This window comes from Tsukamurella hominis (assembly GCF_965137015.1).
Taxonomy (GTDB): Bacteria; Actinomycetota; Actinomycetes; order Mycobacteriales; family Mycobacteriaceae; genus Tsukamurella; species Tsukamurella hominis.
On the sequence record NZ_CBCRZG010000034.1, the window covers coordinates 1 to 17,152 of the forward strand.

The following is a 17,152-nucleotide window of genomic DNA, read 5'->3' on the forward strand; positions in this document are numbered from 1 at the left end:
CACGCGCACGGTCGCCCACCCGGACGCGCGGACCGTCGACTACCACTGCGCCTGGGACCAGGGGAAGCATCTCTGGATGATCTACCTGATGCGGATCGTCGACGCGCAGCTCGTGCTGAACCGGCCCGGCTCCGTGGTGCTGTGGGTCAACTGCCACCACCCCTTCTACGACGAGAACCCGTACCCCGAGACGGCGCCGCCCGAGCGGCCCGTCTGGGTCGGCGACCTGTGGGACACGTTCGGCGCCGGACACCAGATGGAACTCGAGAACCTCAAGGCGATCGCCGAGCACCGGCACGCGCACGGCGAGTCGGTCAAGCCGGAATGGATGACGTCGTGACCGCCCCGCTCGTGAACCCCCGCATCGTCGGGCTGGCCTCGTACCTGCCAGAGAACCGGGTTCCCGCCGAGTACTTCCGCGAGTTCGCCGACGCGGACAGCCGCACGCTCACCGCCAACCCGATGTTCGCGCCGCCCGCGTACCGGCACCACGCGGCGGCGGGGGAGTCCAACGTCGACCTGATGTGCGCGGCGATCGACCGCCTCCGCGAGCAGGTCGGGGACGAGGCCCTCCAGGCCGACGTGGTGCTGAGCCACTCGCAGTTGCCGGATCTGCCGGTCGTCGGCTGCGGCGGCGACGTCGTGCGCCGGCTCGGCACCCGGCCCTCGCTGGTCCTGGACATCCACAACGGCGGCTGCGCCGCCTTCCTGCTCATGCTGCACCTCGCCCGCACGATGTTCACCGCGGGCACCGCGCGGTCGGCGCTGCTGCTCACCGCGACCAACGCGGCCGGGAACGTCTTCACCCAGGACCGGGTCCGGAACCTGCCGCAGGCCGCCATCCCGGGCGACGGTGCCGCCGCCGCGCTCGTCGTCGCCGACCCGCAGGCCGGAGGGCTGGAGGTCCGGGAGGTGATCTGCGCGCAGCACAGCGAGTACGCGGGCGACATGACCGCCGCCGTCGAGCCGCCGCGCAAGTACTGGGAGGCGGGCGAGGGGCAGCTGCACGTGGGCTTCACCGAGGCCAAGATCGCGAAGGTCCTGGCGCGCGGCAATCGGCTCGTGCCCGAGGTCGCCCTCGCCGCCGCGGCGGCGGGAGGGCTGCGCGGCCCGGACGTCGGGCATCTCGTGACCAATCAGCCCAACCGGACGTTCCTGCGCAATTGGCGCGAGGCACTCGAGCTGCCGCCGGAGCGCCACCCCGACACCTTCGACGAGTGCGGCAACCTGTTCGCCGTCGGCGTCCCGCACACCTTCGCCTCCGCCCGCGCGGACGGGCGGATCGGTGCGGGGGAGGACGTGGTCCTCGCGGCCTTCGCGCACGCCGGCGACTTCGCGGCCGGGGCGCTGCTCCGCACCTAGCCGTCCCGGGCTAGCCGGGCAGGTCCAGGCGGCCGCCGAGCCAGTCGAGTTCGGCGGTCAGCCCGCCCGACCACACCGCGAAGTCGTGCCCGCCGCGGATCCATCGGGTGCGCACCGTCATTCCGGCTCCCGCCGCGGCGGCGGCGACCCGCTTCGCGGCGGCGGTCGACGCGGCGTCGTCGGTGCCCGCGACGAGGACGCCCGCACTCTCCGGGAAGCCTCGCAGCGACAGCTGGGTGAGCGGGTCCGCCCGCGCGTACGCGCCGCGATCGCCGGCGAAGGCGTCCCGGACGGTGGCCTCCCGACCGCCGCCCAAGTCCGGCTCCGCGTCGGGCGAGAGGGCCAGGAAGGTCCGGAAGACCTCCGGGAACCGGGTCGCCAGCTGCAGCGCGCAGGTGCCGCCGTACGAGTAGCCGCCGACCGCCCACGCCTGCGGGGTGGGATCCACCGCCAGGTTCTGGCGCACCCACGCGGGCACGTCCTCGGCGAGATAGGTCGCCGCCCGGGCGCGCCCGGTGTCGGCGCAGAGCGGGTTCGCGAACTGCCCGCCCGTCGCGTCCGGCACCACCACGACGGGCGCGACGCCGCCCCGCCGCTGCGCATAGGAGTCCATCGTCCGGGCCAGTTTCCCGCCCGAGAACCAGTCCCGCGGCGAGCCCGGCTGCCCGTGCAGGAGCATGAGCACCGGCAGCCGCTCGCGCGCACCGGACAGGTACGCCGGCGGCAGGTAGACCAGCGCCTGGCGGGCCGCGAACCGGGAGCGGACGGGCGGCACCGTCGCCCGCACGACCACGCCGCGCTCGGCGGTCGCGCCGGGGGAGGGGCGGGGCACCGTCGCCGGGTAGTCGACGGGCAGCAGGTCCTCCACCGACGGGTACGCCGAGTACAGCGAGTTCACCTGGCCGGCGCCCATCAGGACCACGACGCCGACCGCCGTGCCGCTGAGCGCCGCGGCCCGCCACGAGGGCGCGCGGGCCACCCGCACCCCGGCGAGCAGCAGGGCGAGCACGCCGAGGGCGACCCACAGCAGCACCAGCGGGTCGAGGCGGTCGGGGAAGGGCTTCCACACGAACTCGACCAGGTAGTCCACGAGCGCGGTCACGGCGAGCGCGGCGGCCGCGCAGGCGAGCACGGTGCGCGCCGACCCGCCGCGGCGGGTCGCGGAGATCAGGCCGGCGAGGGCGGCCGCGCCCGCGAGCAGCAACAGCAGCGGCACGGGACCCGCCGTGAGCTGCAGGTTCCGCAGGGGGTTCACCGGCCGCACTCCCGTCCTCGCACGCGCCCAGAATAGGTGCGCCCCATAAGACGGACCTGTGGGAAAGGGCGGCAATCCCGGCGTTCTACGCTGTGAGCCATGACACTCTCGGACGCCGCCGCGCACCAGGACATCACCACCGTCGAGGTCCCCACCCATTGGTACAACTTGGCCGCGGAACTGGAGACGCCCATCCCGCCGCACCTGCACCCCGGCACCAAGGAGCCCGTGCAGCCCGAGGACCTGGCGCCGCTGTTCGCGTCCGGCCTCATCGCGCAGGAGGCGTCCACCGAGGCGTACCACGAGATCCCCGAGCCGGTCCGCGAGATCCTCGCGATGTGGCGCCCGTCGCCGCTCATCCGGGCCCAGAAATTCGAGCAGGCGCTCGGCACCACCTGCCGCATCTACGTCAAGTACGAGGGCGTGAGCCCCGTGGGCTCGCACAAGACGAACTCGGCCGTCGCGCAGGCGTACTACAACTCCGTGGACGGCGTGACGAAGCTGACCACCGAGACCGGCGCCGGCCAGTGGGGCAGCGCCCTCTCCTTCGCCGGTGCCCAGTTCGGCATCGACGTCGAGGTGTGGCAGGTGCGCGCCTCCTACGACTCGAAGCCCTACCGCGGCCACCTCATGCGCACCTACGGCGGCACTGTGCACCCGAGCCCGTCGGAGCTCACCGAGTCCGGCCGAGCGATGCTGGCGAAGGACCCGGACACCACCGGCAGCCTCGGCATGGCCGTCTCGGAGGCCGTCGAGGTCGCCGCCCAGGACCCCGACGCGCGGTACGCGCTGGGCAGCGTTCTCAACCACGTGGTGCTGCACCAGTCGGTCATCGGCCTCGAGGCCGTCGAGCAGCTGAACCTGCACGAGAAGGGCGCCGACGTCGTTTTCGGCTGCGCCGGGGGCGGATCCAACCTCGCCGGCCTCGCCTTCCCCTTCCTGAGGGAGAAGATCCACGGCCGGCAGGATCCGCGCATCGTCGCCGCCGAGCCCGTGGCGTGCCCGTCGATCACGAAGGGCGAGTACCGCTACGACCACGGCGACGTCGCCGGCCTCACCCCGCTGCTGAAGATGCACACCCTGGGCATGGATTTCGTGCCGGACCCGATCCACGCGGGCGGCCTGCGCTACCACGGCATGTCGCCGGCCCTGAGCCACACCGTGGAGCTGGGGCTCGTCGAGGGCATCGCGATCGAGCAGAACGACGCTTTCGCCGCGGGCGTGCTGTTCGCGCGATCCCAGGGCATCGTGCCGGCGCCGGAGTCGACGCACGCGATCGCCGCGGCCGCGGACTACGCCCGCGAGCACGCCGACGAGGTGCTCGTCATCGGCCTCTCCGGGCACGGCCAGCTCGATCTCCCGGCCTACGCGGAGTACCTCGCGGGCGGTCTGGCCTGACGGTGCGCCGCTACGCCCCCGGGGTCTCCGGGGGCGCCGCGGGCGAGCCCAGGGACCGGCGGATCTCGTCGAGTTTCGCCTTCGCGGCCTTCTCGCGCTCCTCGAAGGCGCGGGCGGCGTCCTGGCCCGCCGTCGTGCCGTGGGCGAGTTCCTCCGCCCCCAACGCGGTGGTGGTGCGGCGCTCGATCTTGTCCCGCACGTGGTCGAAGGTGGGCACACCGGCGGCCGTGTAGCCGGTGACCTGCTCGTACGACGGTGCGACCGGTCCGCTCGGCGGAAGGTCGACGATCTCCGCCTCGATGGGCTCCGACGCGGTGGTCGCCGCATCGGTCGGCGTCGGCTCGGGAACCGGGGTCTGCGCGGGATCGCCGGGGTGCGTCATGCCCCCAGAGTAGCGCCGGTCGGCGGGCGAACCGCCCCGTCGACTGCGGCGGTCATGCGCCCCGGCCCCCCGGCACCGCCCACTCGGGCAGGCGGTCGATGTCCACCGGGCGGGACCATAGGAAGCCCTGTGCGTAGTGGGCGCCGGCTGCGATCAGGGCGGCGGACTCGGCGGGGCACTCGATGCCCTCGGCGATGACGTCGAGGTCGAGCGCCCTGGCCATGGCGACCGCGGCGTCCAGCATGGCCTCGAGCTGCGGATCGTCGTGGCCCGTCGACGCGGTGACCACGGAGCGGTCGATCTTCACCAGCGCCAGGTTCAGGTCCCGCAGCTGGGCGAGGCTCGACCAGCCGGTTCCGAAGTCGTCCAGCGCGATCCGGACGCCGAGCTCGCCGAGCCGGTGCGTGGCCGCCAGGACGTGTCGTTCCGGGACGACCCGCTCGTTGATCTCGAGGATCAGTCGCGACGGGTCCAGTCCGGACCGGGTCAGCGCACGCTCGATCACGTGCGGCAGTTGCGGGTCCGCGAGGTCCTCGGACGCGAGGTTCACCGAGACCCAACCCAAATCCGGTGCCGCGGCGAAATCGGAGCAGGCCCGATCCAGCACGATCCGCGCCAGGTCGGGGAGCATCCCCAGGGCCTCCAGGTGCGGGAGGAAGCCAGCCGGAGGAAGCTCGTCACCGTCGGGCCCGGGCATCCTGGCCAGGGCCTCCGCGCCCACCATCGTCCCGGTCGCGAGGTCCACGACGGGCTGATACCGGACGATGACCTCGCCGCGGCCGAGCAGCGATCGGATGTGCGTCGCGAGCGCCACCCGTTCCTGCTGCGGGGCGTGCAGGCCGACGGAGTGCTGCACGACGCGGTTGCGCCCGTCGCGCTTGGCCTGGAGCAGTGCCAGGTCGCCATCGATCAGCAACTGCGTGATGCCGTCGTCGGCGGCCCCCGATTCGACGAGACCGATCGAGCAGGTGACCGTCAGCTGCAGGCCGTCCACCTCCACGGGCCTCGCCATGGCGGCCCGCACCCGTTCCGCCCAGTCCGGCGTCCGCCGCGCGGCGTCCACGCGCGGGCGGAGGACGACGAATTCGTCGCCGCCGAGCCGTGCGACCAGATCCGTGGGGAGACTCGCCGACTGCAGCCGCCGGGCCACGACCTGGAGCACCTGGTCGCCGAGCTTGTGTCCGAGCGAGTCGTTGATGCGTTTGAAGGAGTCGAGGTCGATCCACAGCACGGCGAGGGCGGCGCCGTCGCCGCGCCGTTGTTCGACGACCTCGGTCGCGCGCTCGATGAAGCCCGCCCGGCCGAGGAGCCCGGTGAGGTCGTCGTGGTCCGCGCGCCATCGAAGGCGACGGTTGAGCTCCCGGATCTCGGATTCGGCGCGCCGCCGCTCGGTGATGTCGGTGTGGGTGCCGATCAGGCGGGTGGGCACCCCGTCGGGTCCGATCTCCATCGCGCGCCCGCGGTCGTGGATCCAGCGCCAGCTGCCGTCCTTCGTGCGCATCCGGTGCTCGACCGAGAACTCGGCGGTTTCGCCGCGCACCACCGCCTGGACCAGGGCCCAGGAGCGCTGGAAGTCGTCGGGGTGGACGAGGTCGGCCCAGTCCGCGACGCCGTCGCCCACGTCGTCGGCCGAGTAGCCGAGCATCGCCTTCCACTGCTGCGAGTAGAAGACCGTGCCGGACGTCAGGTCCCAGTCCCAGATGCCGTCGCCGGCGCCGTCGATCGCGAACTGCCAGCGCGCCTCCGCGTGCCGCAGCAGGTCCTGGTCGCGCCGCGCGGCCGTGATGTCGCGCGAGATGCCGATCAGGCCCACGACCTCGCCGTCGACGCCCCAGTAGGGCGCCTTGTTCGACAGGTACGTCCGGAGTTCGCCGTCGACCTCCGGATACTCCTCGACCTCGTGGCCGACACCGCTCTCCATGATCTCGCGGTCGGTGGCCATCAGGGTCTCGGCGATCGCGGGGAAGACGACGGTGTCGTCGGCGCCGATCGCCAGCGTCGGCGAGATGCCGGCGAGCTCCGCGACGGCGTCATTGATGTACTGGTACCGGCCTTCCCGGTCCTTGATGTAGACGAGGTCGGGCGCGGCGTCGATCACGGCCTGCAGCAGACCCGCGACCCGCTCGGAGTGGTGCGCCGATTCGACGGCGCGCTCCTCCAGGCGGCGCTGGGCGTCGCTCATCGCGCGGACGGATGCGACGCGCTCCGAGATGTCCCGGGTGAGGCCGGCGATGTACCGGCGACCGTCGATCTCGTGGAAGAAGAGGTGGGCCTCCACCGGGAAGGTGGTGCCGTCCTTGCGGCGGTGCATGGCGGGAATCACCAGCATGGTGCCGGCCAGGGCCAGCTCCCAGTTGTGGCGCGCCTCGCCGACGGTGACCTGCACGATGTCGAGGGCGTTCATGCGCAGCAACTCGGCGCGGGTGTATCCCGTGCTGGTGCAGGCGGCGTCGTTGACCGCCACGATGCGACCGTCCTCGTCGTGAACGAAGAAGCCGTCGAGCGACCGATCGATGAACGCGCGGGCGATCTGCGGCCCCAACGGTCCGCCGGTCGCGTCCGGCTGTGGAACGCTCACGGCGCCGTCTGGACCGACGCGGCCTGAATCTGTGCGATCACCCGCTGCAGAGCCAGCCCGCGGTGCACCCCCAGGGGATGGTCGGTACCCGCGGCGACCGACTCGAGGAACTCGTCGAGGAGTACACGGAAGCACTCGGTCGAGGGGGTCTCGCGGCTTTCGAGGACCGTCACCCCCTGCGCGGAGTGCGCGGATACGCGCATCACCGTCGGAAGAACCGGGGTACGCAGCGAGAGCGAGACGGTGGAGGCGGCGCCATCGGCGTGCGCGAGCTGCGCGGTCCAGGTGTCGCTCTCGGCGGCGTACCGCGCGGCGTCCACGCCGATGATCGGGCCGGCGACGGCGTCGAGCAGGTCCAGGACGTGCGGGCCCACGTCGAACAGTGCGCCCCGCTCCTGGCGCCACGCGGACGCCGCGAACTTCCCGGCGAGCGCGGCACCCGAGAGCCACTGGGCCTCGGCCGCCTTCGTCCCGAGTGCAGCAGCGCGGGCGAGGAACTCGCGGGTCTCGGGGGCGAACCGTCGGGTGAAGGCCACGATCGACCGCACGCCGGCGGCCTCGACGGCCTCGGTGAGTGCGACCGCCCCGTCGACGTCGAGTGCGATGGGTTTGTCGAGGATGAGGTGCCTGCCCGCCCGGGCCGCCTCGACGGCGAGGTCGGCCTGCACGTTCGGCGGCACCGCGAAGGCGACGGCGTCGACCGCGTCGAACAGCGCGGACGGGGAGTCGAAGGCCCGCGGGAAGACCTCCGCCGCGGCGGCGGGATCGCGGGCCCACCCGCCGACGAAGTCGACACCAGGATGCGCCGCGAGCGCGGGCGCGTGGGTCTCGCGCGCCCAGGGGCCCGCTCCGACCAGACCGATGCGCGTCGTCACCCGTCAGAGTCTGCCACGGCGGCCTCCTTGCCCAACACCGAGTGCCGCCGACCGTAGAGCAGGTAGATGGCGACGCCGAGCGCGAACCAGACCAGGAAGCGCAACCAGGTCGCGACCGCCAGGTTGAGCATGAGATAGACGCAGGCGAGTCCGGACAGGACGGGGATGACGGGGGAGAAGGGAACCGTGAACGGGCGCTTGAGATCCGGCTTGGTGTGCCGCAGGATCGGCACCGCGAGCGAGACCAGGAGGAACGCGAACAGCGCGCCGATGCTCACCATCTCGGACAGCGCCTCGATCGGGATGAAGCCGCCCATGAGCGCGCAGACGATCACGATGATCACAGTCAGGCGCGTCGGCGTGCCGAACTTCGGCGAGACCTTCGCGACCGACGGCGGGATGAGCCCGTCGCGGCCCATGGCGTAGCCGATCCGGCCCATCGTCACGAGTTCGACGAGGATCACCGAGGTCAGGCCTGCGACGGCCGCGATCGCCACGAGGTCGCCGGCCCAGGAGGCGCCGACGACGTCGAAGGCCTTCGACAGCGGGGCGCTGGAGTCGATGTCGGTGTACTTGACCATGCCGGTCAGTACCACCGAGACCAGCACGTAGAGCAGCGTGCAGGCGAGGAGCGTCCCGATCAGCGCGCGCGGCATGTCCCGCTCCGGGCGCTTGGCCTCCTCGCCGAGGTTCGCCACCGCCTCGAAGCCCGTGTACGCGAAGAAGACGACCGCCGCGGCCGTCAGGATCCCCGGCACGCCGAAGTGCGACGGCGCCCCGCCCAGGATCGTCTCGATCAGCGGCCGGTCCAGCGCGTCGCCGCCCGACTCGGCCGGAACGGACTCCGGGATGAAGGGGACGAGGTTCGACCGGGTGACGTAGAAGACGCCGACGATCACCACGAACACCGAGATCGCGACCTTGACCAACACCAGCAGGTTCGTCACGCGCGCCGATTCCCGGATTCCGACGGTGGCGATCACGCCGAGGACGACGATCACCAGGATCGCGCCGATGTTGACCGGTGCCTCCTCGGTGAACCACTCCGGGGGCAGCCCGAACAGGTCCGCCAGGTAGCCGGACCAGCTGCGGGAGACCACGGCGGCGCCGAGCCCGAACTCGAGCAGCAGGTCCCAGCCGATGATCCACGCGAAGACCTCGCCGATGGTCGCGTAGGCATAGGTGTACGCGCTGCCGGCCGTCGGGACCGCGGACGCCAACTCGGCGTAGCAGAGGGCCGCGAAGAGGCTGACCACGCCGGCCACGATGAAGGAGATCGCGATGCCGGGACCGGCGTTCACCTTGGCCTGCACGCCGGTCAGGGTGAAGATGCCGGTCCCGATCACGATGCCGACGCCGAAGCCGATGAGATCGAACAGCCGCAGATCGCGCCGGAGGCCGCCCTCGGCGGCGCCGTCGGCCTTGATCCTGGCGAGGGGTTTCGTCCGCAGGATGTCCATTCCGCGGGACGCTACACCCGTTCGTACGCCTCCGCAGTGGTCTTCGCGTCCTCGATGAAGCGCTCGACATCGGCTTCGGTGCGGAAGTCCAGGATCGGCGCCGGCTCGGAGAGCAGGCCGAACAGGGCGGCGCCCACCGCATCGTCCGCGACCGCGCCCGCGAACAGGAGGCCCGCGGCGAAGGCGTAATCCGGGTCGCCCAGGAACAGGCGGGTGGCCTCCGCCGCGGCGTGGCCGCGTTCCTCCCAGTGGCGGTCGAACTGGTCCGTGATCCACTCGGCGGTGAAGTCCGAGCCGCGGGCCTCGATGGCCTTCGCCAGCGCCGCCACCTGGATGAGCCCGGTCTGCGCGCCCTGCCCCGCGATCGGGTCGAAGGCGATCGCGGAGTCGCCCAGCGCGAGGACGGGGCGGCCGCCGCGCGTGTGGCCGACGCCCTGCCGCACCGTCGGGGTGACGGCGCCGCGCAGCCACGAGTGGCGGTCCTCGTCGATCACGCGGAGCTGCTCGATGTCGGGCAGGTCGTCGGGGAAGTAGTCGCGGTAGATGCTGACGACCACCTCGAGGGCGCTCTGCGCGTCCGTCACCTCGCCGAACCGCTGCACCCAGTCACCGTCGGGCCTGGCGAACCCGAGCACGCTCCACGACGCGCCCGCGTCCTTGTGCCAGTACGGGCCGATCCAGATCTCCCCCTGGTCGGTGTGCAGGTTGAAGACGTTGTGCTTCCCGGCGCCGTGCCCGCGTGCGGTGAAGACGTCGCCGCCGTGGCCGAGCCCGGTGAACGCGGCGGCCAGGAGGTGGCGCTGCGGCGAGCGGTAGACGGTGCGCGCCTCGTCGACGGGGAACAGGCCCGACAGGCCGCCCTTGCCGGTGGAGACCAGCGTGAGGTCGTGCGCGCCGGCGATGGCGTCGAGGTTCTCCGGGGTGACGGTCTCGACGTGGAAGGCACCGCCGGCCTGCTCGAACAGGCGGATCCGGTCGTACGCGCGCAGGCGCACGTCGATGCCCGCGGCGGTGTACGTGAAGTCCGGGTCGAAGGCGAGCACCTGCTCGAGCGCGCCCGGCGCACCGGTGTTGAGGCGGGTGTTCATGCCGGTCGAGAGCGGGGCGTCGGGATAGAGCTCCTCGACGAGGGTGTGGTCGACGTCCCGGGAGTGGCCGAAGAGGACGGCGGTGCCGGTCGCGGGGACCTCGTCGCGCAGCTGCTCGGCGGTGCGGTCGCTGTAGAGGTCGACGGGGTGGCCCGCGCGGGCGAGGACGAGCGCGGCGGTGGCTCCCACCACTCCGGCGCCGATGATGGCGATGCGTGCCTGGGTCATGGTCGTGCCTTTCGGTGGTCGGACATGTGGGGGTGGGGCTAGGAGGTGGAGGCGGTGCGAGCGCCCGCGTTCCACGCGTAGGGCAGGTCGGCGCCGTTGAGCAGGAGGTCGCCGATGGCGCGGGCCTTCTGGATCGCCGGGTTGTGCACCGCGAGGGTGCGGGCGTTGCGCCAGTGCCGGTCGAGGCGCAGGTCGGCGTCGACGATGGACGCGCCGCCCACCTCGAACAGGTCGGTGGTGGCCTTGAGGACGGTGTCGATGACGGCGAGCTGCGCGTGCGCGGCGGCCAGCTCGGCCTCCGGCACCAGGTCCTCGTGCACCCGACGGTCCGCGAGGGCGGCGTCGAGCACGTCGGCGACGGCGAGCACGGACTGTTTCGCCGACCACGCGGCGCTGGAGAGCCGGCCGATCACCTGCTGCACCAGCGGATCGTGGCGCTGCAGGTCGGCGGCGGCGTGCGAGAACGTCCGGGTGCGGGCCTGCACCCAGGCGACGGTGTCGTCGGTGGCGCGCTGCGCGATCCCGGCGAGGCCCGCGAGCTGCACCAACTGCAGGTACGAGGTCGCGTACGTGGCGCCCGGCGCGCCGTAGCCGGGGCCGAGCAGCCGGTCCGCGGGAACGGCGACGTCGGTGAAGACGGTGGTGCCGCTGGCGGTGAGCCGCTGCCCGAAGCCGTTCCAGTCGTCCACCCGCTCGACCCCCGGCGCGTCCGCGTCGACGAGCACGCCGACGCGCTCGCCGTCGAGGTCGGCGGCCACCAGGATCTGGTCGGCGTACAGCGAGCCGGTCGAATAGAACTTGGTGCCGGTGAGGCGGTAGCCGCCGTCAGGGGCTGCGGTCAGTTTCGTGGCGTAGCCGCCGACGGAGCCGGCGCCGGGCTCGGTGATCGCGTTGCCGACGACGGTGCCCTCGGCGGCGGCCCGCAGCCACGCGTCGCCCGCGGGGGTGTTCGCGAGTCGCTGGTCCTCGACGAAGTTGACGTGCACGCGCAGGGCCTGCGGGATGTTGGAGTCGGCGGCGGCCAGGTTGATGAGCTGGCGGAAGAACTGCCGCAGCGTCACGCCCCCGCCGCCCAGCTCCTGCGGCACGCGCAGGGCGGTGAATCCCGCCTCCTTGAGCTGCGCGATCGGCTCGTGCACGAGCTCGCGGTCCCGCTCGCGGGCGACGGCGCCCTCCGCGATCCGGGCGTACACGGGGCCGAGGGCGGCGTCGAGCTCGGCGTCGGTCTTCGGGGGAGTCAGCGAGGTGGTCATGGCCGACAACTGTCGTCTGCGAACGATCTGCTGACGAGGGTTCGCCGCGCCGTGAACGTATTCCGGGCGAACCCGGCGCGGCGGTGGCCTAGGTTCGACGGATGGTACGTCGTCTCGTGCACGCGATCGCCCTGTCCGCCACCGGCGCCGTCGTCGCCGGAGCCCTGGTCGCGACGCCCGCCGTCGCCGCGGGCCCGTCGACGGTCCCCACCGCGGAGGAACGTCTCTACGACGCGCGGGAGGTGCCCGGCCGGTTGGTCGCATCGGCGGGCTTCGAGCGGTATCCCCGTGAGCTGGCTGGGGCACTGGCGCGAGCGGGGACCGCCGACGAGGCGGAACGCGCGGCCGAGCAGGCGTCCCGGGACCTCTGGCGTGCCGCCGTGCGGCGCGTGCAGGGCGGCGCCGACGGTTTCACCGCCGACGACCGCCCGCTGTACTGGGCCCGGCTCGCCATGATCCGCGCCGTGCGGGACTGGAGGCCGGGGTTCGTCGTGCCGGACGCGCGCCGTGCCGCGATCGTGACCGCCATCGACGAGGTCTCGCGCGGCCAGCGGCGCGCCCCGTCGGGCAGGACGGTGCTCGTCACTGGATTCGACCCCTTCCGCCTGAGCCGGGACATCCGGCAGGGCAATCCCTCCGGCGCGATCGCGCTGGCTCTCGACGGCACCCGGATCGACACCCCGAGCGGGCCCGTGACCGTGGTCGCGATGACCTTCCCCGTGCGGTGGCGGGACTTCGGCACCGGGATGGTGGAGCGTGCCGTCACGCCGTTCCTGCGGCCCGGGCCGGCGCGCGCGGTGGGCTTCACCACGGTGAGCCAGGGCCGGCCCGGGAAGTTCGACCTGGAGGCGATCAACGGCGCGTGGCGCGGCGGCGCGATCGACAACGAGGCCGCCTGCTACCGCGGCGAGGCGCCCGTGTCCGGGGACGCGCCGCAGTGGACCCGCAGCACGCTGCCGATGGCCGCCATCAGTGCGGCCGCCCGGGGGCCGTATCCCGTGGTCCGCAACTCCGAGATCGCCTACGCGACCGGGACGAACCCGGCGGTCTCGACGGCCTGCGATCTTCCTGCGCTGCCGTCGACCACGACCACGGGGAACCCGCCGACCGGTGCGCTCGCGCGGCAGGGCGCCGGCGGGGATTACCTCTCCAACGAGATCGGCTACCGCGTCACGCTCGTGCGCGACCGGCTGGCGGCACCCGTCCCCGGCGGCCACCTGCACACGCCGGTGCTCGACGGGCTGCCCGCGGATCGGAGCGAGGCCGACTCGGCGCGGTACCGGGCGAACCTCGCGGCGATCGTCGCCCAGGCGCGGTCCGTGGTGGCCGTTGTGGCGCGGGGCGAACGCGGCTGAGCGCTAACTCCGCGCGTTTCGCGCCCGATTCCGCCCCGCGATGCGGTAGAACCTGTTACAACTAGAACACGTTCTGCCGAGCTGAACGGGTTCGCAGGTCAGGAACAGGAGTGCGCATGAAGTTCAACCTCGCCGATGTCTTCGAGGCGGTCGTCGACGCGGTGCCGGAACGGATCCTACTGAGTTTCGAGGGCGATCAGACCTCGTACGCGGAGATGGACGGGCAGGCGAACCAGGTGGCGCATCTGTTCGCCGCGAACGGGATCGACGCGTACGACCACGTCGCGCTGTTCCTCAAGAACAGCGTCGAGCACGTGCAGTCGCTCCTGGGGCTCATCAAGATCCGCGCGGTGCCGGTCAACGTCAACTACCGGTACACCGCGCCCGAGCTCGAGTACATCTTCACCAACTCCGACGCGCGCGGGATCATCGTCGAGATGCCCGAGCACCAGCGCACGCTCGCGACTCTCATCTCCAAGCTCCCCGAGCTGCGGACCGTGTTCGTGATCGGCGAGATCGATCCCGCGCTCGCCGCCGCGGTCGACGGCGCGGACAGCGTCGCGCTCGTGCCCTTCGCGGACGCTGCGCAGCAGTCCACGGAGCGCGACTTCGAGGAGCGCACGGGCGAGGAGCACTACATCATCTACACCGGCGGGACGACCGGCTACCCGAAGGGCGTCGTGTGGCAGCACGACGACTTCTTCCGCAAGCCGCTCTCGGCCGGCGTGCCCTACGGCGGGGAGCCGCGACAGAACCTCGACGAGGTGGGCGAGGGCGCGAAGCAGTTCCCGCCGCTCGCCTTCCTGGTGGCCGCGCCGCTCATGCACGGCGCCGCCGCCTACTCGCTGTTCACCTTCTTCGTGCTGGGCTCCCGGATCATCCTCGAGCGCGACTTCAAGGCGGAGCAGATCGTGCGCAACATCAAGCGCGATCAGACGCAGACGATCCTCATCGTGGGCGATGCCATGGGCATCCCGCTGGTCGAGGAGATGGAGAAGCAGAAGGACACGGCGGACTTCTCCTCGCTGTTCTCGATCACCTCGGGCGGCGCGATCTGGTCCAAGCACGTCCGCGACCGGATGTCCGCGATCAAGCCCGAGCTGATCCTGCGGGACAACTTCGGCGCCTCCGAGTCGGGCAACGACGGCGTGATGACCCTCGACGAGAACGGCAACCTGCACGCGCCGCCCACCGACAAGATGATGGTGGTCGACGAGTCCTTCGAGCAGATCACCGAGACCGGCCAGGTCGGCTACATCGCCCGCGTCGGCAACGTCCCGCTCGGCTACTACAACGACCCGGAGAAGTCGGCGCGCACCTTCCCGACTCTGCCCGACGGCCGGCGGATCTCGGTGCTCGGCGACATGGGCTATCCCGCCGAGGACGGCGGCATCGTCTTCCTCGGTCGCGGCAGCCAGTGCATCAACACCGGCGGCGAGAAGGTGTACGCCGAGGAGGTCGAGGCCACCCTGCACGGGCACCCTGCGATCGCGGACGCCCTCGTGGTGCCGGTGCCCGACGCCCGCTACGGGCAGCGTGTGGCCGCGGTCATCTCCGTCGCGGAGGGTCAGGAGCGGCCGTCGATCGAGGACGTGCAGACCTTCGCCCGCGGCGAGCTCGCCGGCTACAAGGTGCCGCGCACCATCGTCTTCGTCGACCAGGTCAAGCGCACTCCGGCCGGCAAGGCGGACTACCGCTGGGCGAAGACCACCGCCGAGGACGCCGCCCAGGAGGCCTCGGAGGGGCAGCCGGCCTAGGCCTGCGTCGCCCGCACCCCGGTCACCGCGACTGCGCCCAGGCCAGATACGCGGCGCCGCGGGGCGAGAGCTCGTAGCCGACCTCGTGGCTGATGGTCAGGCCCATCCCCTTGAGCTTGCGGATGTCGGCCTTCATGGGCAGCAGCTCGACGCCGCGTTCGGCGGCGAGCTCCTTGGAGACGACGTGCGGGTGGTCCCGGATCCACTCCAGGATGTCGCGTGTCCAGGGCCCGGTCTCGCGGGCGTCGAGCCGCGCGAGACGCTTCGCGATGGCCGCGAGCTCTGCGTCGTCCGGGAGTTCCTCCCGCAGCGCGAGCCGCGGGTCCTCACCGGCCCATTCCAGGTGGACGCGGTAGACGTGCTCGCCGCCGCGCGCGGAGCGCTCCCGGCGGGGCGTGTCGGGGTCGCGGGGCGTCAGCAACTTCCGGAGTGCGGCGGCGTCCTTGACGCCCGCCGCGCGCGCCGCGCGGTCGGAGATCTTCTCGACGTCGGGTACTCGGGTGACGCGGGTGAAGCGCAGCAGGCCCGCGGGGGTGAGCTGGGTGCCACCGACCTTCACCCGCGGGGTGTCCCACCGGCGGTACTGGGTGGTGACGCGGCCGTCGCGGACGCCCTCGGCGATCGCCTTCGGAATGAGCATGGCTTCAGTCTGCGCGCAGCGCGACCACGTCGCGACAGATCTCCATGTGTCCGGTGTGCTGGGTCAGCTCGCGGAGCATGTGCGTCAGCACCCACTCCGGCGTCGCCGTGGCGGCGTTGCGCCGCGTGGTGCCGGTGGCACCGGGATTGCGGATCCCGGTGGCGGCCACGGCGGCCCACCGCGGCAGGTCGTCACGCAGGTTCGCGACGATCGTCCGGGCCTGGTCGACGGTGCCGGTCGCGTGGAACTCGGACGGCCGATCACGGGGGATGTCCTCGCCGGCGAGGAGCGAGCCGCCCCAATAGCCCAGCGCCCCACCGACGTGGGTGACGAGTGCGAACACCGAGTTGACCCCGGGGACCGGCGGAACGGCGTTGACGGTCGTGTCGTCGAGATCGTCGAGCACGCGGTCGATCGTGTCCAGGGTCTCCGCGGCGACGTCGAGGAAGGCCGCGATCTGCGCCTCAGTCGCGGCCACGGGCCAGCCCTGCGATCGAGTCGAGGAGGTCGTCGAAGAAGGCCGCCTGATCGGTGGCGACGGCGACCTGCGCCGTGTCGGGGCGGTTCCACGCGCCGTGCACGTCCGCGACCGTCGTGCCGCGGGTCAGCGAACCCGTGAGCTCCACGTCCACCGGGTAGGCGCGGGTCTCCACGATCGACGGGTCCAGCGCGACCGCCGCGGCGAACGGGTCGTGCATGTGCGCGATGTAGCCGAGGTCGTGATCGCGGTGGAACTCGAAGTAGAACCGCACGGCATCCGAGGTGGCCCGGACCACGGGATTGCTCGCGGCCGACCGCGTGCCGTCGGCGTCCTCGGGGGCAAGGCACTCGGCCGGGGCGCTCCCGGCGGCGTCGGCGAGCCGCAACAGGTGGTCCGGCGTGAGCTCGATGGTCTCGGTGAGGTCGAGGGGGCACAGGATCGGCAGCGGGGTGCCGGTGCCGTCGAGTTCGCCATAGGCGCGCAGCACCTCCCACAACGATTCGGGATCGACCGCGACGTTCCACTCCGAGGTGGGCGTCGTGTTGCCGGGGTGCCAGAAGACGCCGCCCATGATGACGAGGCGGCGTAGGCGGGTGAGGATCCCCGGGTCGTCGCGCAGGGCGAGCGCGAGGTTGGTGCACGGTCCGGTCACGAGGGCGACCACCTCGCCGGGGTGGGCGCGGGTCAGATCCGACCAGGCCTGCGGCCCCGAGATCTCCGACGGTCCGCGGGTCGGCGTCGGCAGCTCGGCGTAGCCGACGCCGAACGGGCCGTGCGTCTCCTCGGTGGTCATCAGCGGCGTCGACAGCGGCGCGTCGGAACCGGGGAAGACCTCGATGTCGGTGCGGCCCAGCAGCTCCAGCCAGCCGAGGTTGTTCTCCACGACCTGCGGCGCCGGCACGTTGCCCGCTGTCGAGACGATGCCGAGCAGGTCCACCCCGGGCTTGCTCAGCAGGTACAGCAGGGCCAGGGAGTCGTCGACGCCCGTGTCGCAGTCGAACAGGACCTTCGTTTCCGCCACACGGAGACCCTAGCGCCCA

General features: G+C 72.3%; 14 protein-coding genes and 1 pseudogene. 5 read left to right on the forward strand and 10 right to left on the reverse strand.

Annotated elements, in window-relative coordinates:
* Both ACM9LD_RS23915 and ACM9LD_RS23920 read left to right on the forward strand, forming a co-directional pair.
* Positions 1–340 (forward strand): annotated as a pseudogene (locus tag ACM9LD_RS23915) (SRPBCC family protein); the annotation flags it as partial.
* Between the two features lie 11 nt (positions 341–351).
* Entirely contained in the window at positions 352–1,362 is a 1,011-nt protein-coding gene (locus ACM9LD_RS23920; RefSeq protein WP_415679036.1) for a 3-oxoacyl-[acyl-carrier-protein] synthase III C-terminal domain-containing protein, read from the forward strand.
* A gap of 10 nt (positions 1,363–1,372) precedes the next feature.
* On the opposite strand, the gene ACM9LD_RS23925 is transcribed toward ACM9LD_RS23920, so the two are convergent.
* Positions 1,373–2,617, reverse strand: a complete 1,245-nt coding sequence (locus ACM9LD_RS23925) for an alpha/beta hydrolase (RefSeq protein WP_415679012.1) — start codon at positions 2,615–2,617, stop codon at positions 1,373–1,375.
* 99 nt (positions 2,618–2,716) lie between these two features.
* On the opposite strand from ACM9LD_RS23925, the gene ACM9LD_RS23930 reads away from it, so the two are divergent.
* On the forward strand, positions 2,717–4,015 hold the full coding sequence (locus tag ACM9LD_RS23930) for a TrpB-like pyridoxal phosphate-dependent enzyme (RefSeq protein ID WP_415679013.1): 1,299 nt from the start codon (positions 2,717–2,719) through the stop codon (positions 4,013–4,015).
* 10 nt (positions 4,016–4,025) lie between these two features.
* Here the strand turns inward: ACM9LD_RS23930 and ACM9LD_RS23935 are convergent, their stop codons facing one another.
* Genes ACM9LD_RS23935 through ACM9LD_RS23960 form a run of 6 tightly spaced genes read right to left on the reverse strand, consistent with a single transcriptional unit; the run spans position 4,026 to position 11,879 of the window.
* Positions 4,026–4,397 carry a hypothetical protein gene (locus ACM9LD_RS23935; protein WP_415679014.1) on the reverse strand — a complete coding sequence of 124 codons (372 nt, stop codon included), beginning with the start codon at positions 4,395–4,397 and terminating at the stop codon, positions 4,026–4,028.
* 52 nt (positions 4,398–4,449) lie between these two features.
* Positions 4,450–6,975, reverse strand: a complete 2,526-nt coding sequence (locus ACM9LD_RS23940) for a sensor domain-containing protein (protein WP_415679015.1) — start codon at positions 6,973–6,975, stop codon at positions 4,450–4,452.
* On the reverse strand, positions 6,972–7,850 hold the full coding sequence (locus ACM9LD_RS23945) for a Gfo/Idh/MocA family protein (protein WP_415679016.1): 879 nt from the start codon (positions 7,848–7,850) through the stop codon (positions 6,972–6,974). Before ACM9LD_RS23945 ends, ACM9LD_RS23940 begins: the two co-directional genes overlap by 4 nt.
* Positions 7,847–9,310, reverse strand: coding sequence for an amino acid permease (locus ACM9LD_RS23950; protein ID WP_415679017.1), 1,464 nt, complete (start codon positions 9,308–9,310; stop codon positions 7,847–7,849). Before ACM9LD_RS23950 ends, ACM9LD_RS23945 begins: the two co-directional genes overlap by 4 nt.
* A gap of 11 nt (positions 9,311–9,321) precedes the next feature.
* A complete protein-coding gene (locus ACM9LD_RS23955; protein ID WP_415679018.1) occupies positions 9,322–10,626 on the reverse strand; it encodes a styrene monooxygenase/indole monooxygenase family protein in 1,305 nt (434 codons plus the stop codon).
* A 38-nt stretch (positions 10,627–10,664) separates the two neighbouring features.
* Positions 10,665–11,879, reverse strand: a complete 1,215-nt coding sequence (locus ACM9LD_RS23960) for an acyl-CoA dehydrogenase family protein (protein ID WP_415679019.1) — start codon at positions 11,877–11,879, stop codon at positions 10,665–10,667.
* Positions 11,880–11,980: 101 nt separating this feature from the next.
* Between ACM9LD_RS23960 and ACM9LD_RS23965 the strand changes: the two genes are divergently transcribed.
* Entirely contained in the window at positions 11,981–13,234 is a 1,254-nt protein-coding gene (locus ACM9LD_RS23965) for a hypothetical protein (RefSeq protein ID WP_415679020.1), read from the forward strand.
* A gap of 116 nt (positions 13,235–13,350) precedes the next feature.
* A complete protein-coding gene (locus ACM9LD_RS23970) occupies positions 13,351–14,991 on the forward strand; it encodes an AMP-binding protein (RefSeq protein WP_415679021.1) in 1,641 nt (546 codons plus the stop codon).
* A 22-nt stretch (positions 14,992–15,013) separates the two neighbouring features.
* On the opposite strand, the gene ACM9LD_RS23975 is transcribed toward ACM9LD_RS23970, so the two are convergent.
* From ACM9LD_RS23975 to ACM9LD_RS23985, 3 genes are read right to left on the reverse strand one after another with little or no spacing between them, the layout of a single operon-like run.
* Positions 15,014–15,631 carry an ASCH domain-containing protein gene (locus ACM9LD_RS23975; RefSeq protein WP_415679022.1) on the reverse strand — a complete coding sequence of 206 codons (618 nt, stop codon included), beginning with the start codon at positions 15,629–15,631 and terminating at the stop codon, positions 15,014–15,016.
* Between the two features lie 4 nt (positions 15,632–15,635).
* Positions 15,636–16,109: a mycothiol transferase gene (locus ACM9LD_RS23980; RefSeq protein WP_415679023.1), complete on the reverse strand. Its 474-nt coding sequence runs from the start codon at positions 16,107–16,109 to the stop codon at positions 15,636–15,638.
* Complete coding sequence (locus tag ACM9LD_RS23985) at positions 16,096–17,133, reverse strand: nucleoside hydrolase (RefSeq protein WP_415679024.1); 1,038 nt, start codon at positions 17,131–17,133, stop codon at positions 16,096–16,098. Before ACM9LD_RS23985 ends, ACM9LD_RS23980 begins: the two co-directional genes overlap by 14 nt.
* Positions 17,134–17,152: the final 19 nt, after the last annotated feature.

Excerpts from the sequence above, each read along its gene's own strand:
- ACM9LD_RS23930 (WP_415679013.1), top strand. The coding sequence starts at position 2,717 with ATGACACTCTCGGACGCCGCCGCGCACCAGGACATCACCACCGTCGAG.
- ACM9LD_RS23935 (WP_415679014.1), bottom strand. The coding sequence starts at position 4,397 with ATGACGCACCCCGGCGATCCCGCGCAGACCCCGGTTCCCGAGCCGACG.
- ACM9LD_RS23950 (WP_415679017.1), bottom strand. The coding sequence starts at position 9,310 with ATGGACATCCTGCGGACGAAACCCCTCGCCAGGATCAAGGCCGACGGC.
- ACM9LD_RS23955 (WP_415679018.1), bottom strand. The coding sequence starts at position 10,626 with ATGACCCAGGCACGCATCGCCATCATCGGCGCCGGAGTGGTGGGAGCC.
- ACM9LD_RS23960 (WP_415679019.1), bottom strand. The coding sequence starts at position 11,879 with ATGACCACCTCGCTGACTCCCCCGAAGACCGACGCCGAGCTCGACGCC.
- ACM9LD_RS23965 (WP_415679020.1), top strand. The coding sequence starts at position 11,981 with ATGGTACGTCGTCTCGTGCACGCGATCGCCCTGTCCGCCACCGGCGCC.
- ACM9LD_RS23970 (WP_415679021.1), top strand. The coding sequence starts at position 13,351 with ATGAAGTTCAACCTCGCCGATGTCTTCGAGGCGGTCGTCGACGCGGTG.
- ACM9LD_RS23975 (WP_415679022.1), bottom strand. The coding sequence starts at position 15,631 with ATGCTCATTCCGAAGGCGATCGCCGAGGGCGTCCGCGACGGCCGCGTC.